Annotated in this window: 20 protein-coding genes and 1 tRNA gene; 13 read left to right on the top strand and 8 right to left on the bottom strand. The window is 64.7% G+C overall.

The features are described from left to right. Positions 1 to 13: 13 nt before the first annotated feature. The 4 genes from PHI64_RS15275 to bla all read left to right on the top strand — a co-directional run bounded on the left by PHI64_RS15275 (position 14) and on the right by bla (position 4,419). Positions 14 to 1,243, top strand: coding sequence for an aspartate kinase (locus tag PHI64_RS15275; RefSeq protein WP_299884324.1), 1,230 nt, complete (start codon positions 14 to 16; stop codon positions 1,241 to 1,243). Positions 1,244 to 1,289: 46 nt separating this feature from the next. Then, a tRNA-Ser gene (locus PHI64_RS15270) sits at positions 1,290 to 1,383 on the top strand. Between the two features lie 170 nt (positions 1,384 to 1,553). After that, positions 1,554 to 3,506 (top strand): helicase-related protein, encoded by a 1,953-nt coding sequence (locus PHI64_RS15265; RefSeq protein WP_299884322.1) that lies wholly within the window; start codon positions 1,554 to 1,556, stop codon positions 3,504 to 3,506. A gap of 16 nt (positions 3,507 to 3,522) precedes the next feature. Next, positions 3,523 to 4,419 (top strand): class A beta-lactamase, encoded by an 897-nt coding sequence (gene bla, locus PHI64_RS15260; RefSeq protein WP_299884320.1) that lies wholly within the window; start codon positions 3,523 to 3,525, stop codon positions 4,417 to 4,419. 18 nt (positions 4,420 to 4,437) lie between these two features. Here bla and PHI64_RS15255 read toward each other — a convergent pair whose 3' ends face one another. Together PHI64_RS15255 and PHI64_RS15250 are read right to left on the bottom strand one after the other, a co-directional pair. Then, complete coding sequence (locus tag PHI64_RS15255) at positions 4,438 to 5,097, bottom strand: hypothetical protein (protein ID WP_299884318.1); 660 nt, start codon at positions 5,095 to 5,097, stop codon at positions 4,438 to 4,440. Between the two features lie 59 nt (positions 5,098 to 5,156). After that, the gene (locus PHI64_RS15250) at positions 5,157 to 6,488 is read right to left on the bottom strand and encodes a sigma-54-dependent Fis family transcriptional regulator (RefSeq protein ID WP_299884316.1); all 1,332 of its coding nucleotides are present in this window, start codon (positions 6,486 to 6,488) and stop codon (positions 5,157 to 5,159) included. A 186-nt stretch (positions 6,489 to 6,674) separates the two neighbouring features. Here PHI64_RS15250 and cydP point away from each other — a divergent pair, with 186 nt between their 5' ends. The 4 genes from cydP to cydX are packed head-to-tail and all read left to right on the top strand — an operon-like array spanning position 6,675 to position 9,697. After that, on the top strand, positions 6,675 to 6,857 hold the full coding sequence (cydP, locus tag PHI64_RS15245; RefSeq protein WP_299884314.1) for a cytochrome oxidase putative small subunit CydP: 183 nt from the start codon (positions 6,675 to 6,677) through the stop codon (positions 6,855 to 6,857). After that, complete coding sequence (locus PHI64_RS15240) at positions 6,847 to 8,400, top strand: cytochrome ubiquinol oxidase subunit I (protein ID WP_299884312.1); 1,554 nt, start codon at positions 6,847 to 6,849, stop codon at positions 8,398 to 8,400. The genes cydP and PHI64_RS15240 overlap by 11 nt, the downstream gene beginning before the upstream one ends. Positions 8,401 to 8,416: 16 nt before the next feature. Then, a complete protein-coding gene (cydB, locus tag PHI64_RS15235; protein WP_299884310.1) occupies positions 8,417 to 9,556 on the top strand; it encodes a cytochrome d ubiquinol oxidase subunit II in 1,140 nt (379 codons plus the stop codon). Positions 9,557 to 9,580: 24 nt separating this feature from the next. Continuing rightward, positions 9,581 to 9,697: a cytochrome bd-I oxidase subunit CydX gene (gene cydX, locus PHI64_RS15230; protein ID WP_299884308.1), complete on the top strand. Its 117-nt coding sequence runs from the start codon at positions 9,581 to 9,583 to the stop codon at positions 9,695 to 9,697. 77 nt (positions 9,698 to 9,774) lie between these two features. On the opposite strand, the gene katG is transcribed toward cydX, so the two are convergent. After that, positions 9,775 to 11,949, bottom strand: a complete 2,175-nt coding sequence (gene katG / locus PHI64_RS15225) for a catalase/peroxidase HPI (RefSeq protein ID WP_299884306.1) — start codon at positions 11,947 to 11,949, stop codon at positions 9,775 to 9,777. A gap of 363 nt (positions 11,950 to 12,312) precedes the next feature. Here katG and PHI64_RS15220 point away from each other — a divergent pair, with 363 nt between their 5' ends. The 5 genes from PHI64_RS15220 (at position 12,313) to PHI64_RS15200 (ending at position 15,145) form a co-directional block, all read left to right on the top strand. Beyond that, positions 12,313 to 12,648: a cyd operon YbgE family protein gene (locus tag PHI64_RS15220; protein WP_299884304.1), complete on the top strand. Its 336-nt coding sequence runs from the start codon at positions 12,313 to 12,315 to the stop codon at positions 12,646 to 12,648. 142 nt (positions 12,649 to 12,790) lie between these two features. Continuing rightward, complete coding sequence (locus PHI64_RS15215; protein ID WP_299884302.1) at positions 12,791 to 13,273, top strand: hypothetical protein; 483 nt, start codon at positions 12,791 to 12,793, stop codon at positions 13,271 to 13,273. A 308-nt stretch (positions 13,274 to 13,581) separates the two neighbouring features. Beyond that, the gene (gene petA, locus PHI64_RS15210) at positions 13,582 to 14,211 is read left to right on the top strand and encodes a ubiquinol-cytochrome c reductase iron-sulfur subunit (RefSeq protein WP_299884299.1); all 630 of its coding nucleotides are present in this window, start codon (positions 13,582 to 13,584) and stop codon (positions 14,209 to 14,211) included. Continuing rightward, the gene (locus PHI64_RS15205) at positions 14,198 to 14,518 is read left to right on the top strand and encodes a cyd operon YbgE family protein (RefSeq protein ID WP_299884297.1); all 321 of its coding nucleotides are present in this window, start codon (positions 14,198 to 14,200) and stop codon (positions 14,516 to 14,518) included. Before petA ends, PHI64_RS15205 begins: the two co-directional genes overlap by 14 nt. A gap of 9 nt (positions 14,519 to 14,527) precedes the next feature. Beyond that, positions 14,528 to 15,145 (top strand): MBL fold metallo-hydrolase, encoded by a 618-nt coding sequence (locus tag PHI64_RS15200; RefSeq protein ID WP_299884295.1) that lies wholly within the window; start codon positions 14,528 to 14,530, stop codon positions 15,143 to 15,145. A 424-nt stretch (positions 15,146 to 15,569) separates the two neighbouring features. Here the strand turns inward: PHI64_RS15200 and PHI64_RS15195 are convergent, their stop codons facing one another. The 5 genes from PHI64_RS15195 to PHI64_RS15175 all read right to left on the bottom strand — a co-directional run bounded on the left by PHI64_RS15195 (position 15,570) and on the right by PHI64_RS15175 (position 22,032). Beyond that, positions 15,570 to 16,271, bottom strand: a complete 702-nt coding sequence (locus PHI64_RS15195; protein WP_299884293.1) for a VIT family protein — start codon at positions 16,269 to 16,271, stop codon at positions 15,570 to 15,572. Between the two features lie 57 nt (positions 16,272 to 16,328). Then, positions 16,329 to 16,754 carry a YbaN family protein gene (locus PHI64_RS15190; RefSeq protein WP_299884291.1) on the bottom strand — a complete coding sequence of 142 codons (426 nt, stop codon included), beginning with the start codon at positions 16,752 to 16,754 and terminating at the stop codon, positions 16,329 to 16,331. A 96-nt stretch (positions 16,755 to 16,850) separates the two neighbouring features. Beyond that, entirely contained in the window at positions 16,851 to 17,075 is a 225-nt protein-coding gene (locus PHI64_RS15185; RefSeq protein ID WP_299884289.1) for a formate dehydrogenase subunit delta, read from the bottom strand. Positions 17,076 to 17,082: 7 nt separating this feature from the next. Continuing rightward, positions 17,083 to 19,935, bottom strand: a complete 2,853-nt coding sequence (gene fdhF, locus PHI64_RS15180; protein WP_299884287.1) for a formate dehydrogenase subunit alpha — start codon at positions 19,933 to 19,935, stop codon at positions 17,083 to 17,085. Between the two features lie 9 nt (positions 19,936 to 19,944). Beyond that, positions 19,945 to 22,032, bottom strand: coding sequence for a formate dehydrogenase subunit gamma (locus tag PHI64_RS15175; RefSeq protein ID WP_299884285.1), 2,088 nt, complete (start codon positions 22,030 to 22,032; stop codon positions 19,945 to 19,947). Positions 22,033 to 22,123 lie beyond the last annotated feature (91 nt).

The following is a 22,123-nucleotide window of genomic DNA, read 5'->3' as shown; positions in this document are numbered from 1 at the left end:
CTTAGAAGTCAAGATGGCGCTCATAGTTCAGAAATATGGCGGCACCTCCGTCGGAAACCCCGAACGGATCAAGAACGTGGCCAGGCGGGTCGCGAAGTCCCACGCCAAGGGAGATCAGATGGTGATCGTCCTCTCCGCGATGAGCGGCGAGACCAATCGCCTGATCGCCCTGGCCAAGGAAATCAGCCCCAACCCCAGCCCCCGTGAACTCGACGTGGTGATCTCCACCGGCGAACAGGTCACCATCGGCCTGCTCTGCATGGCCCTCGAGGAAATGGGCGTCAAGGCCCGCAGCTACACCGGCGGCCAGGTGCGCATCCTCACCGATGACTCCTTCACCAAGGCCCGCATCCTCGACATCGACGGCGACAACATCCGCCGCGATCTCGACGCCGGCGCCGTGGTCGTGGTGGCGGGTTTCCAGGGTGTCGACGAAGCCGGCAACATCACCACCCTCGGCCGTGGCGGCTCCGACACCACGGGCGTTGCCCTGGCGGCGGCCATCAAGGCCGACGAGTGCCAGATCTACACCGACGTGGACGGCGTGTACACCACCGACCCCCGCGTCGTTCCGGAAGCCCGCAAGCTGGACACCATCACTTTTGAAGAGATGCTGGAAATGGCCAGCCTCGGCTCCAAGGTGCTGCAGATCCGCTCCGTGGAATTTGCCGGCAAGTACAAAGTGAAGCTCCGCGTTCTCTCCAGCTTCCAGGAGGAAGGCGAGGGCACCCTGATTACCGTAGAGGAAGACAAGAACATGGAACAGCCGATCATCTCCGGCATTGCCTTCAACCGTGACGAAGCCAAGATCACCGTGCTGGGCGTCCCCGACAAGCCGGGCATCGCCTACCAGATCCTCGGCCCTGTGGCTGATGCCAATGTAGACGTGGACATGATCATCCAGAACGTCGGCCATGACGGCACCACCGACTTCTCCTTCACGGTCAATCGCCCCGATTACGACAAGGCGATGAAGATCCTCGAAGGTGTGCAGGCCCACATCGGCGCCCGCCAGATCCAGGGTGATCGCACCATGGCCAAGGTCTCCATCGTTGGGGTCGGCATGCGCTCCCATCCGGGCGTGGCCTCCCGCATGTTCCGCACCCTGGCTGAAGAAGGCATCAACCTTCAGATGATCTCCACTTCCGAAATCAAGATTTCCGTCGCCATCGACGAGAAATACCTGGAGCTGGCCGTGCGCGTGCTGCATCGCGCCTTCGGTCTGGATCAAGCTACAGCTTGATTTGACGAGGAGCTGCAGCATGTCTATAATGCGCAGCTCTTGCGGAGGAGAGTTGGCCGAGAGGTCGAAGGCACTCCCCTGCTAAGGGAGCATGCGAGCCAAAACTTGCATCGAGGGTTCGAATCCCTCACTCTCCGCCAAGAACCTGCAGTAAGCGTAAAGCCCTGAGAAATCAGGGCTTTTTGCTTTTGTACGGCAGAGATCTCCCCGTCGTCGATAATCGCCCACGGCGTCCTTGCTCCGGGCCAATGCAGACATGCAGAGTAAACGCATGGCGTCATCCCCGGGCGTGTCATCACTCAGGATTTTCATGAACGATCAACAAAGCTCATCCCGACAGGCTCTGCGCTTTTCCCGGACCATCAGCGGCCACCGTGTGTGGCTGGCTGCGGGGCGGCGGGTTGTGATCCTCGACGACGAATACCGAATCTTCGGCTACATCACGGATTCGTGCCTGGGGCAGGAGGCCCACTGGCGGCGCCGGACCGGTGAGGTTCGGGATGCCCTGGAACAGCGCATGCTGCAAGATCAAGGCGCCCGGCTGGAGCAGGCCCTGGAGGCGGCGATTGTCGACATCACCGGCTATCTCGAGGCCTGCAAGGCCGAAGGGCTGGAGCCCAATCTGCGCAAGCTTCGGGAATTCTGGTCCTGTGGCGATCTGGACCTGGGCGCGGTCGGCAAGGGCCTGGCCCAGTCCCTCAATGACCTGCGCGCCAAGCAGCGCCACCGGGATCTGGCCGAGCAGATCGGGCGCAGCCTCAAGCTCTCCGACTATCCCGACACCTTTCCGGTGCGGCGCCGGGCCCGCAAGTTGATCGCCGTACTCGGGCCCACCAACTCAGGCAAGACCCACGATGCCTTTGAGCGTTTGGTTACCGCATCATCCGGCGTGTACTTGGGGCCACTGCGCCTGCTGGCCCTGGAGGCCTTTACCCGCCTCAACGAGGAGTTCGGTGTCAGCGCCTCACTGATCACCGGCGAGGAGCGCCGCATCGTCGAAGGCAGCCGGGTGACTGCGTCCACCATCGAGATGCTTGATCCGGGTACCGAGATCGAGGTGGCCGTCATCGATGAGATCCAGATGCTCAGCGACCCGGACCGGGGCTGGGCATGGACTCAGGCCGTCGTCGGTGCCAACGCCCGTGAGGTGTGGCTGGTCGGCGCGCTGTCGGCCGAGCCGGCGATCATTGCCCTGGCCGCACGTCTGGGCCTGCCCCTGGAAATCCGGCGCAAGGCACGCAAGCATCCGCTGTCCGTCGGCCAGCCCCTGGCCAATGATGCGGCGGGGGCTCTGCGCCGGGCCCGGCCGGGGGACGCCTTCATCGTGTTCTCCCGGCGTGACGCCCTCAATCTGCGCGACGACCTGCTGGCCCTGGGCAAATCCGTGGCCTGCATCTACGGTGCCCTGTCGCCCGAGGTGCGTGAGCGCGAGGCGCACCGCTTCGCCGGGGGCGATGCCGACATTCTCGTGGCTACCGACGCCATCGGCATGGGCCTGAATCTCCCCATCCAGCGCGTGGTGTTCACCGCTGTCCAGAAGTACGACGGCACCACCCGCGGCACCCTGTCTCCGTCGCTGCTTCAGCAGATCGGCGGCCGGGCCGGACGCTTCGGGCACCAGGAAGAAGAAGGCCTGGTGGCCGGCCTGACCCCCGCCGAGCACAAGGTGGTGACCTCGCTGATGAAGGCGCCGCAACCCCCGCTGGAGACCATGGGCTTCCAGATCACGCCGGGCAGCGCCTACCTGGAACAGCTGGCCGCCATGTCTGGTGACACCCGCCTTGAAGCCCTGCTGTCCCTGTTCCAGCTCCATGCCGATTGCGGCGACGGCTTCTTCCGGCCCCATGTTCCGGAAGAGCAGCTGGCCAGGGCAGGGCAGCTGGACAGGATGAAGAAGCTGTCACTGCACCTCAAACATGTCTTTTCCATGGCACCCATGGCCGCCCAGAACGAGACCATCGACGGGGTGTGGCGGGGCTGGGCCTATGCGGCCAACCAGGGCAAGTCCATCCGGCTGGACTTCCTGCCCGACTCGCCGCGGCGGGCGTCCCTTGAAGAGGCCGAGACCACGGTCCGCCTGCTGGCGGCCTATCGCTGGTTCGCCTACCGTCTGCCCGAGCTGTTTGTCGACCTGGAACTGGCCGACATGCACCTGGCCCCATGGATCTCGGTGGTGGACGGCCATCTGCGCAGCCGCTACCGGCAAGGTGTCGGCGGTGGTCGCAAGGGCATACCCAGCTGGTACTGGCCGGTGCGGCATTGAGAGGCGGAGATACTCCATGAAGCGACGTGATGTCATCGCGCTGATCCCTGCGCTCGTGCTGCTCGGTGGCGGCAGCCCTGTGCCGAGCCTGGCGGCCGGGCCATCAAGTGATTTCCTCTTGCGTGTTCAGGCCCTCGAAGCGGTGTCGCAGGGGCGCCTTGGCGTCCATATCCTGGATACCGCTACCGGGGTCGAGTACGGCCATCGTGCTGATGAGCGCTTTCTGATGCTCAGCTCGTTCAAAACGCTGGCCAGTGCCCTTGTGCTGCATCGGGTGGATCAGGGACTGGAGTCACTGGAGCGGCGCGTGAGCTTTGCCAGGGATGAGCTGATCCCCTGGTCACCCATCACCGAGCGTCATGTGGAGCAAGGTGGTCTGAGCCTGGCCCAGCTTTGCGAGGCGGCCATCACGACCAGCGACAACACCGCCGCCAACCTCATCCTGGCCAGCTATGGCGGGCCGGCCGCCCTGACCGCCTACCTGCGCCAGCTGGGTGATCCGGTCACCCGCCTGGATCGCATCGAACCGGATCTCAACGTCCGGCATCCGGACGCGCCGCTGGACACAACTTCGCCACGGGCCATGGTCACAACCCTGCGCACGCTGCTCCTGGGCGATGCCTTGTCGGCCCGCTCACGTTATCTGCTGGCGCGCTGGATGATCGACAACACCACAGGCCTGAAGCGCCTTCGCGCAGGGCTTCCCGGCAGCTGGAAGATCGGAGAGAAAACCGGCACTTACAAAGCCGACCTCAACGACATCGGCGTCGTCTGGCCCCCCGGTCGAGCCCCTCTCGTCGTTGCGGCCTACCTGGCGGAGAGTAGCGCAGACCTTCCGGCCCGGGAGGCCGTCATTGCGGGTATCGGCACGCTCGTCCGGGACATTGCGCTGGGTGCGCTCCGGGCCGACTGATGAGGATGCTCGCCGCCCTCATCGTGTCAGCCGCTTCACCTCGCCACCGCAGCTTGCGGTCACCCGAGCGTACTCCTCGGGGGTGTCGATGAGGGCCTGGGCGGCATCTACCTTGTTCAGCTCTCGCCGGATGTAGGGTGCCCAGCGCTCCTCCAGCTCTTGCTGGATGCGCGCACGGGCCTGTCCGACGGGGCCGCGCCAGGGGCCGTCAGTGACGAAGCGGCGCTTGAGGGTGTCGGCAAGCTCCTGTTCGATCCTCAGCAAATGCGCCTGGTAAGCGCGCACGTGGCGGAGCTCATGTTCGTGGATCTCCTTGTATGCACAGCTGCCCGGGGGGAATTCCCTGGCCACGTAAACCGTCATGGGGCTGAAGCCGTAGGTCACCTTGAGCTGGGGGCTGGCGCATTCCCAGCGGCCGCCGGGGTCGGTATAGGCGGTGATGCGGGACTCGAAGCGCACCGTGGCCACGCCGCGGGTAAGCCCCAATACCTGCCTGGTCGCCGGCAGGTTGCGCGGGCCGATCAGGGTGAGGGTGCGATAGCTGCTGCGGGTGTCCAGGGTGATAGGCTCCTCGTGGCGTTTCAGTATCACCGAGGGGCTGGGCAGCTGATCGCAGCGGTCGGCAGCGGTCGCGTCGCTAGATGAGCCCAGGGTAAGGGCGACCAGCGCCGAGGCCATCGAAAGACACGCGGCCCTCCCGTATGCAGTGGTGACGCACCAGGGTGGGGCGCTGACCATCACAGGTTCTTCAGCCGGCGGTACAAGGTCCGCTCACTGAGGCCGAGCTTGGCTGCGAGGGCCTTGCGGGAGCCCCTGTGGCTGCGCAGCGCGGCGGCCAGATCCACGTCGTCGGGTTCGGGCTGGTCGAGCGAACGTTCATGGGCAGCGGAAGCGGCGAGCATGGCTTCGGACAGGGCGGAGGAGGGGCCCTGCGGATGCTGCAGCTCGTCGGGCAGATGCCGCCGCTGCAGCGTATCGCCATCACACAGCAGGCTCGCCCGTTCGAGGATGTTGCGCAGCTCCCGGATATTGCCCGGGTAGCCGTAAGTGCGCAGGCAGGCCAGGGTGTCGGCGGCAATGCGCAGCTTGCGGTCCGGTGCGACGCGCTCAAGCAGGGCTTCGGCCAGCAAGGGGATGTCGTCCTGGCGCTGACGCAGGGGCGGAAGACAGATCGGAAAAGTGTTGATGCGGTAGTACAGGTCCTGGCGGAACTGGCCATTTTCGACCAGGCTCTTCAGAGGGCGATGGGTGGCCGAGATGAGGCGGATGTCGGCACGCATGAGCTCCGTACTGCCCACCCGTCGATAGGTGCCGGTTTCCAGCAGGCGCAGCAGCTTGACCTGCATGCTCAGGGGAATGTCCCCCATCTCGTCGAGAAACAGGGTGCCGCCACTGGCGGCTTCGACAAGCCCGGTCTTGCGGGCACTGGCGCCGGTGAAGGCCCCCCGTTCATGGCCAAAGAGCTCGCTCTCGAACAGGGTTTCGGTGAGGCCCGAACAGTCCACGGCCACAAAGGGCCCGTCCCGGCGCCGGCTGGCGTCGTGGATGGCCTGGGCCACCAGCTCCTTGCCCGTGCCCGACTCGCCTTGCAACAGCACGGTGGCCTCCGAGGGGGCCACCCGGGCCACCAGCTCCAGCATGGTCCGAAAGGTCGATGCACGCCCGATCAGTCCCTGGGTGCCGGCCAGTCCCCGGGCCACGGGCAAGGGTTCGAGCTTCTCGATGAAGTAGGCGATCTCCCCGCTGCTGTCGCGGATCGGAGACAGCTCGATGTTCTCGTAACGCTCCCCTGCCGAGGTGTGATGCAAATGCACCACCCGTTCCCGCTGTCCGGACTTCAGGCTGTGGGCCAACGGGCAGGACTCGCCGGCCTGGTCGCAGGGCACGGGATAGTGATGGGATACCTCGAAGCACTTGCGTCCGATCAGGTCGTCCGGCCGCCCGCAATTGGCCCTGTAGGCGGCATTGGCGGCCAGGATACGGTAGCTGCGGTCGCACAGGATGTGGGGCTCGGGCAGGGTCTCCAGGAAGGAGACCAGTTCCGGTAGAGGGCGGAGCCGATTTGTCATGGGGGAGAGGCTGGCAGTTTTGCTGCCAAATACTGCCATGGCGGTATTTGGCGGTCAAACCGGCACCCTCGAAGCTCCGCCCAATTTTCAATCACGACATTGGTAAATAAAGGAATTTTCTTAAAACGAGAGAGTGGCACGGCTCTTGATTAGCAATAAACGATACTTCATCGGACTGCCAATGCCATGACTTCATCCGATTCTGTCCTGCGACGCCATTTGGGCTGGGTGCTTGTCATCAAGTTCTTCGCCCTGTTGCTGCTGTGGTGGTTCTTCGTGCGCGACAAGGGCACGCAGCTTGATCCGGCAGCGCTGTCCAGGCAGTTCGCCCCGAACCCTGTCGTCCAAGGAGCCCCCCATGGTCAGTGAACAACTGGTCGACCTCTCCCGGCTGCAGTTTGCCGCCACCGCCCTGTACCACTTCCTGTTTGTTCCCCTGACCATCGGCATGGTGTGGATGCTGGTGATCATGGAGTCGGTGTATGTGATGACCGGCAAGCCCCTCTACAAGGACATGACCCGCTTCTGGGGCAAGCTCTTCGGCATCAACTTTGCCCTGGGTGTCACCACCGGCATCACCCTGGAGTTCCAGTTCGGCACCAACTGGGCCTACTACTCCCACTACGTGGGGGACATCTTCGGTGCGCCCCTGGCCATCGAGGGGCTGATGGCCTTCTTCCTCGAATCAACCATGATCGGCCTGTTCTTTTTTGGCTGGGATCGCCTTTCCCGCCGCCAACACCTGCTGGTCACGGTGCTGATGGCGGTGGGGACCAACCTTTCGGCCCTGTGGATCCTGATTGCCAATGGCTGGATGCAGAACCCGGTGGGTGCCGAGTTCAGCTACGTCACCATGCGCATGGAGATGACCGACTTCTGGGCTGTGGTCTTCAATCCGGACGCCCAGGCCAAGTTTGTGCATACGGTATCGGCTGGCTATGTCACCGGTGCCATGTTCGTGCTGTCGATCTCGTCCTGGTACCTGCTGCGTCGTCGCGACGTGGAATTTGCCAAGCGCAGCTTCGGCATCGCCGCGGCTTTCGGCTTTGCGTCCGTGTGCTCGGTGATCGTTCTTGGCGACGAATCGGGCTACACGGTGGGCGAGGCCCAGCAGACCAAGCTGGCCGCCATGGAGGCCATGTGGGAGACCGAACCGGCCCCCGCACCCTTCAACCTCATCGCCATCCCCAACGAAGCGGAGATGAAGAACGACTTCGCCATCGAAATCCCGTGGGTGATGGGGATCATCGGCACCCGCTCCCTGGACAAGCAGATTCCCGGAATCAAGGAGATCAAGGCCAGGAACCGGGAACGCATCGTCTCAGGTATCGAGGCGGTGACGGCCCTTGATGCCTTGCGCCGCGACCAGAACGACGCAGCCGCCCGCCGCGGGTTCGAGGCCCACAAGGCGGACCTGGGCTTCGGTCTGTTGCTGAAGAAGTACGTCAGCCACTTCGACCAGCTCACGCCCGAGATCATCGAGAAGGCCGTGAATGACACCGTTCCCCGCGTCGCGCCTATGTTCTGGAGCTTCCGCCTGATGGTGGCCCTGGGCTTTGCGATGCTGCTGCTTTTCGGGCTGGCCCTGTGGCATTCGGTGAAGGGTGACTTTGCCGACAAGCCCTGGTTGCTGCGCGCGGCCCTGTATTCCCTGCCCATGCCGTGGATCGCCTGCGAGGTCGGCTGGTTCGTCGCGGAGTACGGGCGCCAGCCCTGGACCATCTATGGCGTGCTGCCCACCCATCTCTCTGTCTCCACCCTCAGCGTCGAGAGTCTCTACGGCTCCCTGGCCGGTTTCGTTGGCTTCTACACCGTGCTGCTGGTGGTGGAGATGTACCTGATGATCAAGTTTGCCAAGCAGGGCCCGGGCAGCCTGGGCACCGGCCGCTACGCCAACGAGGCCCACGCCTGAACCGAGGACACGCAAAATGCTCGACTATGAATCCCTCAAACTGATCTGGTGGCTGCTCGTCGGCGTGCTGCTGGTGGGCTTCGCCATCATGGATGGTCACGACATGGGCGTTGGCACGCTGCTGCCCTTTGTCGGCAAGGACGACACGGAGAGGCGGGTGGTCATCAACACCGTCGGCCCCCACTGGGACGGCAACCAGGTGTGGTTCATCACCGGCGGCGGGGCCATCTTTGCCGCCTGGCCGCTGGTCTATGCCACCGCCTTTTCGGGTTTCTACTGGGCCATGCTGGCCGTGCTGTGGGCGCTGTTCTTCCGCCCGGTGGGGTTCGATTACCGCAGCAAGATCAGCAAGCCCACCTGGCGCAAGACCTGGGACTGGGGCCTGTTCGTGGGTGGAGCGGTGCCGCCGCTGATCTTCGGCGTGGCCTTCGGCAACCTGTTCCAGGGCGTGCCCTTCAGCTTCGATGACCACCTGGTGTCCACCTACTCCGGCAGTTTCTGGGCCTTGCTCAACCCCTTTGCGCTGCTCTGCGGGGTCGTGTCCACGGCCATGATCACCTTCCATGGCGCCATCTATCTGGTGCACCGTACCCAGGGCGAGATCCAGTGGCGGGCATTGCGGGCTGCCGGTTTCTTTGGCGGGCTGATGGTGCTGAGCTTTGTCGCGGCGGGCGTGTGGCTGTGGATGGGGATTCCCGGCTATGTCATCCAGTCGGCGGTGGAGGGCGGGGCGCTGCCCAACCCCCTGGCCAAGACGGTGGTCCGGGAGGCGGGCGCCTGGTTTGCCAACTATCGGATCTATCCTGCGACCTTGCTGCTGCCCGCCTTCGGCATCGTGGGTGTGTTTGCCGCCCAGGCGCTGGCGCGTTCGGGCCGCAGCATGGCCGCTTTCTGGGCGTCGGCGCTGGCCATCGTTGGCGTCATCGGTACCGCCGGGGCAGCCCTGTTCCCCTTCATCATGCCGTCGTCCCTCGACCCGCGTGCCAGCCTGACAGTGTGGGACAGCGTATCCAGTCAGCTGACCCTCAGCATCATGCTGTGGGCCACGCTGATCTTCATGCCGATCATCATCCTGTACACGAGCTGGGCTTACCGGGTGATGGGGGGCAAGGTCACCGCCGCCTACGTGCGCGAGAACAGCCACTCGGCTTATTAAGCCGCTTTCCAAGGAGTCAATCACATGTGGTACTTCACCTGGATTCTGGGCATCGGCTTTGCCGTCTTCCTGGCCATTCTCAATGCCCTGTGGGCAGAACACGCAGACGGCCGCAACAACGTCTCGAAAAAGGAGCAGTGAGCGCTGCTGCCACTGCACGTAAAAGGCCCCACGCCAGGCAAAAACATGGCGTGGGGCCTTTTGCCGGACGGTCGGGATCAGCTCAGGTCGAAGCGGTCGGCATTCATCAGCTTGGTCCAGGCGGCGACGAAGTCATGGACGAACTTCTCCTTGCCGTCATCCTGGGCATAGACCTCGGCGTAGGCACGCAGCACCGAGTTTGAGCCGAAGACCAGATCGACGCGGGTGGCCGTCCACTTCACAGCGCCGGTTTTGCGCTCGATGATCTCGTACAGGTTCCGGCCAGCCGGCTTCCAGGTGTAGGCCATGTCGGTGAGATTGACGAAGAAGTCATTGGTCAACGCTCCCACACGATCGGTGAACACCCCGTGGTGGCTGCCGCCGTGGTTGGTTCCGAGCACACGCATGCCACCCACCAGTGCCGTCATCTCGTGGGCCGTGAGCCCCATCAGTTGGGTCCGGTCAAGCATGAGTTCTTCGGCATTGACCTTGTAATCCTTCTTGAGCCAGTTGCGGTAGGCGTCGTGAACCGGCTCCAGCACGTCGAAGGACTCCGCATCGGTCATGGCATCGGTGGCATCGCCCCGGCCCGGTGCAAAGGGCACGCTGATGTCGAAACCTGCCGCTTTGGCCGCCTGCTCGATGCCCAGGTTGCCGCCCAACACGACCACATCGGCCACGCTGGCGCCAGTGTCGGCCGCAACTTTTTCATAGACGGCGAGGACCCTCGCCAGACGGGTCGGCTCGTTGCCCTCCCAATCCTTCTGGGGGGCAAGGCGAATGCGCGCACCGTTGGCGCCGCCGCGCATGTCCGAGCCTCGGAAGGTGCGGGCGCTGTCCCAGGCGGTGGCAACCAGCTCATTCACCGGGAGGCCGCTGGCGGCGATGGCGGCCTTCACCGCAGCCACGTCATAGTCGGTCCTGCCGGCTGGCACCGGGTCCTGCCAGAGCAGGTCTTCCTGGGGCACTTCCGGGCCGATGTAGCGCGCCTTGGGGCCCATGTCCCGGTGAGTCAGCTTGAACCAGGCGCGGGCAAAGACTTCGGAGAAATAGGCCGGGTCCTTGTAGAAGCGTTCGGAGATCTTGCGATACTCCGGGTCCATCTTCATGGCCATGTCGGCATCGGTCATGATGGGGTTGTGGCGGATCGACGGGTCCTCCACGTCCACCGGCTTGTCCTCTTCACGGATGTTCACCGGTTCCCACTGCCAGGCGCCGGCCGGGCTCTTCGTCAGCGCCCAGTCGTAGTTGAGGAGGAGGGTGAAGTATCCGTTGTCCCATCGGGTCGGGTGGGTGGTCCAGGCACCCTCGATGCCGCTGGTCACCGTGTCGCGGCCTACGCCACGGGTGCTGTGGTTGTTCCAGCCCAGGCCCTGCTCGTCCACGTCCGCAGCTTCCGGTGCAGGGCCGAGATTGGCGGCGCTGCCGTTGCCATGGGCCTTGCCGACGGTGTGGCCACCCGCGGTCAGGGCGACGGTCTCCTCGTCGTTCATGGCCATCCGCGCAAAGGTCACGCGTACATCCTGGGCCGTCCGGAGCGGGTCGGGCTTGCCATCGACGCCTTCCGGGTTAACGTAGATGAGGCCCATCATCACGGCGGCGAGGGGGTTCTCCAGATCCCGTTCGCCCGAATAGCGGCTGTTGGGGTTGTCGCTGGGCGCCAGCCATTCTTTCTCGGAACCCCAGTAGGTGTCCTTCTCGGGGTGCCAGATGTCCTCACGGCCGAAGCCGAAACCGAAGGTCTTGAGGCCCATGGACTCATAGGCCACCGTGCCTGCGAGCACGATCAGGTCGGCCCAACTGAGCTTGTTGCCGTACTTCCGCTTGATTGGCCACAGCAGGCGGCGAGCCTTGTCCAGGTTGGCGTTGTCAGGCCAGGAATTGAGGGGGGCAAAGCGCTGGTTGCCAGTGCCGGCGCCACCGCGGCCATCAGCCACCCGGTAGGAGCCCGCCGCATGCCAGGCCATGCGGATCATCAAGCCGCCGTAGTGGCCCCAGTCGGCGGGCCACCAGTCCTGACTGTCGGTCATCAGGGTGTGCAGGTCTTTCTTCAGCGCATCCACGTCGAGCTTCTTGACGGCTTCTCGGTAAGTGAAGCCGGCCCCCAAGGGATTGGTCTTGCTGTCGTGCTGATGGAGGATGTCGAGGTTCAGGGCTTTCGGCCACCAGTCCATGTTCGAGTTGCCAACGGCCGTATTGCCACCGTGCATCACCGGGCACTGACCCGCCGGTTTCGTGTTGTTTCCGTTCATCATCGTCTCCTGTGGTCCTGGCATGTGTGCGTTTGCTGCTGCGCCGGAAAGGCCCTGCGCGTGGGGATAGCCGCGCGCCGTGCACCTTGTTGCGGGAATCTGGCCAGTTGCAGACCCCCATCAGAGACACCCGATTCAGCAGACGTCCCGACCGTTGAAACAGCATACATTAGCGCTAATTAATTCAATTGATGCTCTGGATCGCCTCTGCCTATGTGGATTCAGGTTCTGCCAATAGCCGGATTCTGGCAGTGAAACATCTGCCAAGATGGCAGAAATGCCCGCCTTGATTGCCAGTAAAGATCTCCAGCTGCTTGATTTCATTGACTCCGTTCCCAGCATAAAAATTGGCACGATGATTGATTGGCAAAATCTGGTTTTTTCCTTGTCATGCCGAATATGAAGCCCAGAGATGAACCGGAACTCCCTGACAGGACACCCACCGGCAGGATCCACCTACCCAGCCTGATGGTTGCCTTGACGATCATGCTCGCGGCTACCCTCTACCCCTCGCTGATGACCGACTCAAAGGCGCAAGCTGATCACGGACTGGCCCTGGCGCTGTTCATGGCCATGACCGCCGGTTTCGTACGCGGAGTGGGGTTCATTCCTGTCCAGCCGGTCTGGCGATGGCTGTTTTCGGGTTGGACCTGTCTCCTGGCGCTGCTCCTTGCCACGGTTCTCAAGCTCCATGCTTGATCCGAGTACCTAAACCGGCGGGCGCCCATGAAACCTTGGCGCCATCCACTGTTCATAACACCCTGGTTTGTCCGTGCATGACTGCAACGGGTTCCTGCCGAAAAGGCCATGGGTTTCAACAACAGAGAGGAAAGGAAGAACCATGAAATTCAGGAGAACACTCAGATCGCTGCTACTCGTTGGCTTGGCGCTGCCTCTGGTGGCCGGCGCTGCGCCTGTACTGCCCGGCAACCCCTTGCCTGCGCTGAGTCTCGAGGACCAGCACGGCAAGCTGGTATCGACCCGCGCCGACACGCGGACCGTCCTTTTCGCCGCTGACAAGGCTGGCAGTGATCTGATCAATGAAGTACTGGCGGCACAGCCTGAAGGGGTACTCGCCACCCTCAAGGCAGTCTACTTTGCCGACATCAGCGCCATGCCGGCGCTTGTCACCCGGATGTTTGCCCTGCCTGCACTGCGGGAGATGCCCTTTGCAGTCGGGCTTGGGCGGGACGCCGCGCAGCTTGCCGACCTACCTCGTCAGAAAGGGGCTGCGACCATCCTGCGCGTGGCCGATGGAAAGGTCACCGCCATCGAGTACGCCCACAACGCCGGCCAGCTGATGCAGGCCATCGGGCTCAAATGAACCCGTCACGGACAGGTATCACGACACATTCGGCCATGGGGGCAGATTGAAGAGCTCTTGCGTAAGGGACCGTCAATCATATCGACGAAGAAGGGGGCAGGGCTGCCACGACTGTCAGAGACAAGACATCTTTGCTGCCAAAGCACTGCCACTGCCGTATCGCTCCCGGGTTTCGGCAGCACTCTGAAGTTCCAGGCATCTGTAAACAAATGGATTTCCCCTGGAGGAGAATTCTGGCACAGGACTTGATAAGCACTCGCTTATGTTTGGTGTCCGACCCCGGCACCCCAGTCCCCAGGAGAAACCTCATGGCAAGCACCCCCGCCTCCACGCTCGGAAGCCCCCACATCTCAAGCCCATGCAGCCCTGGCCGACGCCAGTTGCTGATCGCGACGGCGGGCGTGGGAGGCGTACTGGCCGCCGCAACCGCCGTTCCCTTCGTAGCCAGCCTCACCCCGTCCGAGCGGGCAATGGCAGCAGGCGCACCAGTAGAGGTGGATATCGACAAGCTCGCACCGGGTGAAATGATGGTGGTTGAATGGCGTGGCAAGCCTGTGTGGATCCTGCATCGCACCCCGGAGATGCTCGCCGCCCTCGCCACGGCCGAGGGAGACCTCGCCGATCCGGGGTCTGCGGTGGAATCCCAGCAACCGGAGTACGCCCACAACCCGCACCGGTCGCGGCGTCCGGAGATTTTTGTGGCGGTGGGGATCTGCACCCACCTGGGCTGCTCGCCTTCGTCAGCCTTCCAGCCTGGCAACCCGGCCCTGGGTGCCGACTGGCCGGGTGGCTTCCTGTGCCCCTGTCATGGCTCCACCTTCGACTTTGCCGGTCGGGTCTTCAAGAACAAGCCGGCCCCCACCAATCTGGAAGTGCCGCCCTACACCTACCTCAGCGACGCGCGTCTGCGCATTGGCGAAGACAATGGCTCCGCCTGATGATTCGTCTGCAGACGGACGTGCCAGCGGAGGCGGCACGAGCCAAGACCTGGGCGTCCGCATCCTGTCGGTACTGACAGGCCTTGTGGTGGCCGGTCTGCTGCTCTTCGCTCCCCATGTCAGCCAGGATCGTTGGGGCGCAGCCGATCCCCTTGCCGCCATCCTGTTGCTGTGGTCCATGGGTGCCGGCTTTGCCAGCGGCCTGGGCCTTGGGGCCCGGCTGCCTCGTATCGCCCGGATGTTCCTGTCCAGCCCTGCCTGCCTGGGAGCCCTTGTGCTCGCCATGTTCCAGATCGCAGGCCACTGAAAGCCCGCCATGTACTTTCGCCAGTTCTTCGAGCCCGACCACGCAGCCATGAGCTACCTGCTCGCGGATACTGCCACCGGCCAAGCGGTGGCCATCGATCCCCGTCCCGATCCTTGCCAAGCCCTGCTGCTGAGCGCACTGCTGGCAGAACGCGGCTTCGACCTGGGCTTCATCCTGCTGACCCATGCCCATACAGACCCCGGCAACAGCCTCCCCGACCTCTATCCGGGAGCCCAGGTGATTGTCGGTAGGGGAGGGCGGAGCCTGCCCGGCCAGCGCGCCGTGACGCACGGAGAGCAGTTGCCGGTCGGGCAGGAGTGGATTCGGGTGATCGCCACCCCGGGCCATACCGCTTGCAGCGTCAGCTACCTGTGGCAGGACCGGGTTTTCTGTGGTGATGCCCTCGAACTGGGTGGTTGCAGTCAGGCCGGGGACAGCGACTGCGACCCGGGGCGCCTCTACGATTCGGTGTTGAACCAGCTTTTCATGCTGCCCGACGAGACGCTGGTGTTTCCGGGGCATGACTTCCATGGCCGCACGGTGTCCACCATCGGCGAGGAGCGCCGCAGAAACCCCTTCTTCCTGCCCCACTCGCGGGATCGCTTCGTCAGTCGCTATCGCACCTAGCGGTTCGCCGTCATAGGCTTCACCGTCGGCGGGGCTGCCCCATGTTCGATCTGCAGTCCAGGATCAACACCGTGCTGAGCCATCCGAGTCGCTCCAACCACTTCGAGCTGGCTCCCTCCATGCAGCGACCGAGGCCGGCAGACTATTGAGTGAATGGTTGCCGGATGCTGTGTCTCACCGCGCCCATGCCTGACCTGAATCGATGTGCGCGTGCCGTCGTTTCAGCCGCGGAGAGGGCACGCTTCACACGCTGCGCCCAGAAAAAAACCCGAGGGCCGCGGGGCGCTCGGGTTGAAATCCACACCAAAGGAGGAGGGTGGAGGAGACGATTCAGATATTAGACGAAAATATTGTGCAATGCAGCAATTATTTTTTCGCCAACGTCTCCAACGTGAAAATCTTCACACTCTCGTTGAGCCCCGCCTCAGATCACCGTACCGAATGCACGCCCCACCCCTGCCGTGATGGCCATGGCAAGCGCCCCCCAGAAGCCGACCCGGACGGCGCCGATCCACGGCCGTGCTCCACCGGCCTTCGCCGCTATGGCACCCAGCAGCCCGAGGAAGAGCAGGCTGGTGACGGAGACAGAGGGGATCAGGCATTCACCGGGCATCAAAGCGGTCACGGCCAGGGGTAGGGCGGCGCCGACGGCGAAGCTGGCAGCAGAGGCCAGCGCAGCCTGCACCGGGCGCGCTGAAAGGGCGTCAGAGATACCCAGCTCATCCCGGGCATGGGCGCCGAGGGCGTCATGGCGGGTGAGTTGCTGAGCCACCTGCCGGGCCAGCTCCGGGTCGAGCCCGCGCCCGACGTAAATCCCGGCCAGCTCCCGCAGTTCAGCTTCAGGCGTGTTTTCGAGCTCGACCTTTTCCCGCGACAAATCAGCTTTTTCGGTGTCGGCCTGGGAGTGCACCGAGACATACTCGCCCGCCGCCATGGACATGGCACCGGCCACCAACCCGGCAACCCCGGTGAGCAGGACAGCGGCATGGTCGGAACTGGCAGCCGCCACGCCCACAACCAGGCTGGCGGTGGACACGATGCCGTCGTTGGCCCCCAGCACGGCGGCACGCAGCCAGCCTATGCGGTCGCTGCGATGGTGTTCGTGGTGGCGATGTCCTGGAATCATGGTGGAGGTCTTGCAGAAAGCGAGTGGGCGCGCTGAAGGCACTGTAGCGGGGCCCACTCAGCGCCGGGTTGGAATTCGCCAGACCACGATACAACCCACGACACCGAGGGCCAGCACCAGGGCCTGCAAGCCCGGACGCCCGCTGAACTGCCAGGCTGACAAGGCGACCATGCCACTCATGATAGACGTGGACAGCCACTTGATCTTCAAAGGCAGGGAGCGATTGGCCTCCCAGTCACGCACCAGTGGCCCGAGATGCCGGTTGGTGACGAGCTTGTGGTGCAGACGGGGTGACGAGCGGGCAAGGCAGGCGGCGGAGAGGAGAACGAAGGGGGTCGTGGGGAGGCCGGGCAGAACAATCCCGAGCACGCCCAGGAACAGGGCAAGCAGCCCAGCGGCAGTCAGCAGGATGCGCTGCACACGGGACAAGCCGGGGGACAACGCAGTTTCAACGGTGGCTGGGGAGTCTTCCGGCAGAGGCATCGGCGGTGTTCAGGCAGGTCGCGGGGCCCTTCGCAGTGGCCCGGCCCGCAAGTATAGGGCGAGGGCCCGGCACCGGACCAGCCCGGAAAGCCCGCATCAGGGCGGTGGCCGCAGAACCGCCACGGCCTGGCACACCAGCGGCGAGAGGCGCGCCGCTCCGTCTGGTGTGTCGGCCAGGGTCAGCAAGGCACCACGCATGCGTGGCTCCCAGAAGCGTTTGAGATGCTCGGCCAGGTCGCGGACGGCCTGCTCCTGATCGGGATTGATGCCCAGCGCGTCGCCGATCTGGTTGGCCATGCGCAGTACGTAGTCGGTATTCATGGCGCTCTCAGCCTGCGTCGGTGGTGGCGGGTTTGAGGAAGCCCTGCTGCTGCTCGCGGCGGGCGGCAAAGCGCTGCTGCCATTCCGAGGGTTGGGCGCACAGGGTCACCTGTACCGCCGTCACCTTGTACTCGGGGCAATTGGTGGCCCAGTCGGAGTTGTCGGTGGTGATCACGTTGGCACCGGATTCCGGGAAGTGGAAGGTGGTGTACACCACGCCCGGCTGGACCCGCTCCGTCACCGTGGCGCGCAGCACCGTCTCTCCGGCCCGGCTGGCGATGCCGACCCAATCACCGTCCTTTATGCCCCGGTCTTCGGCATCCACCGGGTGGATCTCCAGCCGGTCTTCGTCGTGCCAGGCCACGTTGGCGGTACGCCGGGTCTGGGCGCCCACGTTGTACTGGCTGAGGATGCGTCCGGTGGTGAGGATCAGCGGGAAGCGACGGGTGATCTTTTCAGTAGTGGGCACGAAGGGCGTGAGCATGAAGCGCCCCTTGCCGCGGATGAAACCGCCCACATGCATGGTCGGCGTGCCCTCCGGCGCGGCCTCGTTGCACGGCCACTGGATGCTGCCTTTCTTTTCGAGCAGATCGTAGTTCACCCCATGGAAGCTCGGGGTGAGGCGGGCAATCTCGTCCATGATTTCGGACGGGTGGCCGTAGCTCATCGGGTAGCCGAGGGCGTCAGCCAGGGCCAGGGTGGCTTCCCAGTCGGCCTTGCCGGCCACGGGCGGCATCACCTTGCGCACCCGCGAGATGCGCCGCTCGGCATTGGTGAAGGTGCCGTCCTTCTCCAGGAAGCTGGAACCGGGCAAAAACACGTGAGCCCACTTCGCGGTTTCGTTGAGGAACAGGTCCTGCACCACCACGCACTCCATCTGCGCCATGGCGGCTTCCACGTGCTGGGTATTGGGGTCGGACTGGACGATGTCCTCGCCCTGGATGTAGATGCCCTTGAAGCTGCCGTCCAGCGCCGCCTCGAACATGTTGGGAATGCGCAGGCCCGGTTCCGGGTCGATGCTGACATTCCAGGCCGACTCGAAGAGGGCGCGGGTGGTGGTGTCGGAGACGTGGCGGTAGCCGGGCAGCTCGTGGGGGAAGGAGCCCATGTCGCAGCTGCCCTGCACGTTGTTCTGTCCACGCAGGGGGTTCACGCCCACACCCGGGCGGCCTACGTTGCCGGTGACCATGGCCAGGTTGGCGATGCCCATCACGGTGGTGGAGCCCTGGCTGTGCTCGGTGACACCCAGGCCGTAGTAGATGGCGCCGTTGCCGGCGGTGGCATACAGACGGGCGGCGGCTCGGATCTCGGCCGCCGGCACACCGGTGATGGCCTCGGCCGCTTCCGGCGAATTCTCGGGGCGCGACACGAACTCGCGCCAGGCCTCGAAGGCGGGGCCTTCACAGCGTTCGGCCACGTAGGCTTCGGCCACCAGGCCTTCGGTGACGATTGTGTGGGCCAGGGCGTTGACCATGGCCACGTTGGTGCCGGGCAGCAGCTTGAGGTGATGGGCCGCGGCCACATGGGGCGAGCGCACCAGATCGATGGCGCGGGGATCGACGACGATCAGCTTTGCCCCCTGGCGGATACGCTTCTTGAGGAGCGAGCCGAAGACCGGGTGCCCGTCGGTGGGGTTGGCGCCGATCACCACGATCACGTCAGCCTTGAGCACCGAGGCGAAATCCTGGGTGCCGGCGGATTCCCCAAGGGTCTGCTTGAGGCCGTAGCCGGTGGGCGAATGGCAGACCCGGGCACAGGTGTCCACATTGTTGTTGCCAAAGGCGGCTCGCACCAGCTTCTGGACGAGATAGGTCTCTTCGTTGGTGCAGCGGCTGGAGGTGATGCCACCCACCGCGCCGCGGCCGTATTTTGCCTGGATGCGCTTGAATTCACCGGCGGCGTAGGCCAGGGCCTCGTCCCAGCTGACCTTCTGCCAGGGTGCGTCCACGCTCGGGCGGATCATCGGGGTGGTGATGCGGTCAGCGTGGGTGGCGTAGCCCCAGGCAAAGCGGCCCTTGACACAGGCGTGGCCGGCGTTGGCGCCGCCATCTTTGGCTGGCACCATGCGCACCACCTGGTTGCCCTTCACCTCGGCCTTGAATGAACAACCGACGCCGCAATAGGCGCAGGTGGTGGTGACGCTGCGCTCGGCCTGGCCGAGCTGGATCACCGATTTTTCCGTGAGGGTGGCCGTAGGGCAGGCATTGACGCAGGCGCCGCAGGACACGCACTCCGAGTCCATGAAGGATTCGTTCTGCCCCGGCGACACGCGGGAATCGAAGCCTCGGCCGGAGATGGTGAGGGCGAAGGTGCCCTGGGTCTCCTCACAGGCCCGCACGCAGCGGTTGCAGACGATGCACTTGGCAGGGTCGTAGCTGAAATAGGGGTTGGACTCGTCCTTCTGGCTGCATTCAAAGTGGTTCTCGCCCTTGAAGCCGTAGCGCACCTCGCGCAGGCCAACCACGCCGGCCATGTCCTGCAGCTCGCAGTTGCCGTTGGTGGGGCAGGTAAGGCAGTCCAGGGGGTGGTCGGAGATGTACAGCTCCATTACGTTGCGGCGCAGCTCGGCGAGCTTCGGGGTCTGGGTGCGTACCACCATGCCGGCCTCCACCGGCGTGGTGCAGGACGCCGGAAAGCCCTTGCGGCCGTCCACCTCGACGAGACACAGGCGGCAGGAGCCAAAGGGTTCCAGGCTGTCGGTGGCGCACAGCTTGGGGATGGCACAGCCGCTCTGGCCGGCGGCACGCATGATGCTGGTGCCGGCGGGCACGCACACGGGCTGGCCGTCGATGAGCAGGCTGACGGACTGCGCGGAATCACAGGCCGGGGTGCCGTAGTCGGTATCGCGGGGCAGGGACATGGGGCTTCCTTACTCGGCAGTGACCGGCGTGATGCCGAAATCCTGCGGGAAATGGGTCAAGGCGGACTTCACCGGATACGGAGCCATGCCGCCGAGGGCGCACAGGGAGCCGTGGAGCATGGTGTCGCAGAGGGAGTCGAGCAGGGCGAGGTTGGCGTCGCGGGCCTCGCCGGCGATGATCCGGTCGATCACCTCGACGCCCCGGGTGGAGCCGATGCGGCAGGGCGTGCACTTGCCGCAGGACTCGGTGGCGCAGAACTCCATGGCGTAGCGGGCCAGCTGCGCCATGTCGGCGCTGTCGTCAAAGGCCACCAGCCCGCCGTGGCCGATCATGGCGCCCATGGCGGCGTAGGTCTCGTAGTCGAGGGGCACGTCGAACTGGCTCTCGGGTACGAAAGCGCCCAGGGGGCCGCCCACCTGCACGGCGCGGATCGGCCGGCCGCTGGCAGAGCCGCCGCCGTAATCCAGCAGCAGCTCGCGCAGGGTGATGCCGAAGGCCTTCTCCACCAGCCCAGGGTGGCGCAGGTTGCCGGCCAGCTGGAAGGGCAGGGTGCCGTGGGAGCGGCCCATGCCGTAGTCCCGGTAATAGGCGGCACCCCGGGCCAGGATCAGCGGCACCGCGGCCAGGCTCATCACGTTGTTGATGACGGTAGGCCGACCGAACAGGCCCTGGATGGCTGGCAGCGGCGGTTTGAAGCGCACGATGCCGCGTTTGCCTTCCAGGCTTTCGAGCATGGCTGTCTCTTCACCGCACACGTAGGCGCCGGCACCGAGGCGCACTTCCAGCTCGAAGGCCCGGCCGGAACAGGCCACGTCGGAGCCCAGCCAGCCGGCAGTCCGGGCCAGGTCGATGGCCTTCTGCAGGGTATGGAAAGCGTGGGGGTATTCGGAGCGGAGGTAGATGTAGCCCTGGGTGGCGCCCACCGCCAGGCCGGCGATGGTCATGCCCTCGATCAGACAGTAGGGGTCGCCCTCCATCAGCATGCGGTCGGAGAAGGTGCCGGAGTCACCCTCGTCGGCGTTGCACACCACGTACTTGGTCGGTCCGGCAGCGTGGAGCACGGTGTTCCACTTGATGCCAGTGGGAAAGGCCGCGCCACCACGGCCGCGCAGGCCGGAGTCGGTGACTTCCTTGACGATGGCGGCGCCTTCCAGAGCCACGGCCTTCTTGAGGCCCTGGAAGCCGCCGTGGGCCAGGTAATCGTCCAGGGACAGGGGCGCCGTAAGGCCGACCCTCCGAAAGGTGAGCCGTTCCTGGCCGGCCAGGAAGGGAATGTGCTCGGTCAGGCCGTGCCCCAGGCGGTGCATGCCGCCGGTGTGAAAACCGGCGTCGAAGAGGGCAGGGACGTCGGCAGCCTTCACCGGGCCATAGGCGAGCCGGCCGGCGGGGGTCTCCACCTCCACCAGGGGCTCCAGCCAGTACAGCCCGCGAGAGCCGTTGCGGATCAGCTCCACGTCGATGCCCCGGGCGGCGGCCTCGTGGGCGATGGCCTGGGCGACGTCATCAGCGCCTACGGCCAGGGCACCGGAATCGAGGGGTACAAAGACGCGGATGCCACCGGAGGTACATGCCGCCTGCGGTGCGTCCGCCGGGTTGGGCCGGCCGGCCCTCAGTTCATCAACGAGGCCATCGAAGCCCTGGCAGCTGACTCGCCCCAGGACTTCGTCTCCGATGCGGATCGACGGCGAACAGGCGCAGTTGCCCAGGCAATATACCGGCTCCAGGCTGATCGCACCGTCGGCAGTGGTCTCATGCCAGTCTATGCCCAGACTGCGCTTGGCGTGTTCTTCGAGGGCCAGGCCTCCCCTGGCCTGACAGGATTCGGCACGGCATACCTGCACCACCGTCTGCCCCGGGGGCGTGCTGCGGAAGTGGTGATAGAAGCTGATCACCCCGTGGATCTCGGCCCGACTCTGGTTGAGGGCGGTGGCGATCTGGGGCACGGCCTGCGCCGGTACCCAACCGATGGCGTCCTGAATGGCGTGGAGGATGGGCAGCAGCGCACCGGGGCGGGACGCGTGGCTATCAATTGCGCGCTGGATCGCTTCGCGTGCGTTGTCGCTCAGGGGGGAAAAGGTGGCGGTGGCCTGGGGCATGGCATTCCTTGATCAGAGCAGCAGGCAGGGCGCGCTGCGGATTCGTCAAGGATGGTATGCCCCCGCCCGGGGTGGGGGAATCAGGAAATAT

The organism is Zoogloea sp. (assembly GCF_028689785.1).
Lineage (GTDB): Bacteria > Pseudomonadota > Gammaproteobacteria > Burkholderiales > Rhodocyclaceae > Zoogloea.
The sequence above is the reverse complement of the archived record's forward strand: the minus strand, read 5'-3'. Positions and strand labels throughout refer to the sequence as shown.

What these genes read in the sequence shown, in the direction of transcription:
- PHI64_RS15275 (WP_299884324.1), top strand. Translation starts at nt 14, where the DNA reads ATGGCGCTCATAGTTCAGAAATATGGCGGCACCTCCGTCGGAAACCCC.
- PHI64_RS15265 (WP_299884322.1), top strand. Translation starts at nt 1,554, where the DNA reads ATGAACGATCAACAAAGCTCATCCCGACAGGCTCTGCGCTTTTCCCGG.
- bla (WP_299884320.1), top strand. Translation starts at nt 3,523, where the DNA reads ATGAAGCGACGTGATGTCATCGCGCTGATCCCTGCGCTCGTGCTGCTC.
- PHI64_RS15255 (WP_299884318.1), bottom strand. Translation starts at nt 5,097, where the DNA reads ATGGCCTCGGCGCTGGTCGCCCTTACCCTGGGCTCATCTAGCGACGCG.
- PHI64_RS15250 (WP_299884316.1), bottom strand. Translation starts at nt 6,488, where the DNA reads ATGACAAATCGGCTCCGCCCTCTACCGGAACTGGTCTCCTTCCTGGAG.
- cydP (WP_299884314.1), top strand. Translation starts at nt 6,675, where the DNA reads ATGACTTCATCCGATTCTGTCCTGCGACGCCATTTGGGCTGGGTGCTT.
- PHI64_RS15240 (WP_299884312.1), top strand. Translation starts at nt 6,847, where the DNA reads ATGGTCAGTGAACAACTGGTCGACCTCTCCCGGCTGCAGTTTGCCGCC.
- cydB (WP_299884310.1), top strand. Translation starts at nt 8,417, where the DNA reads ATGCTCGACTATGAATCCCTCAAACTGATCTGGTGGCTGCTCGTCGGC.
- cydX (WP_299884308.1), top strand. Translation starts at nt 9,581, where the DNA reads ATGTGGTACTTCACCTGGATTCTGGGCATCGGCTTTGCCGTCTTCCTG.
- katG (WP_299884306.1), bottom strand. Translation starts at nt 11,949, where the DNA reads ATGAACGGAAACAACACGAAACCGGCGGGTCAGTGCCCGGTGATGCAC.
- PHI64_RS15215 (WP_299884302.1), top strand. Translation starts at nt 12,791, where the DNA reads ATGAAATTCAGGAGAACACTCAGATCGCTGCTACTCGTTGGCTTGGCG.
- petA (WP_299884299.1), top strand. Translation starts at nt 13,582, where the DNA reads ATGGCAAGCACCCCCGCCTCCACGCTCGGAAGCCCCCACATCTCAAGC.
- PHI64_RS15205 (WP_299884297.1), top strand. Translation starts at nt 14,198, where the DNA reads ATGGCTCCGCCTGATGATTCGTCTGCAGACGGACGTGCCAGCGGAGGC.
- PHI64_RS15200 (WP_299884295.1), top strand. Translation starts at nt 14,528, where the DNA reads ATGTACTTTCGCCAGTTCTTCGAGCCCGACCACGCAGCCATGAGCTAC.
- PHI64_RS15195 (WP_299884293.1), bottom strand. Translation starts at nt 16,271, where the DNA reads ATGATTCCAGGACATCGCCACCACGAACACCATCGCAGCGACCGCATA.
- PHI64_RS15190 (WP_299884291.1), bottom strand. Translation starts at nt 16,754, where the DNA reads ATGCCTCTGCCGGAAGACTCCCCAGCCACCGTTGAAACTGCGTTGTCC.
- PHI64_RS15185 (WP_299884289.1), bottom strand. Translation starts at nt 17,075, where the DNA reads ATGAATACCGACTACGTACTGCGCATGGCCAACCAGATCGGCGACGCG.
- fdhF (WP_299884287.1), bottom strand. Translation starts at nt 19,935, where the DNA reads ATGTCCCTGCCCCGCGATACCGACTACGGCACCCCGGCCTGTGATTCC.
- PHI64_RS15175 (WP_299884285.1), bottom strand. Translation starts at nt 22,032, where the DNA reads ATGCCCCAGGCCACCGCCACCTTTTCCCCCCTGAGCGACAACGCACGC.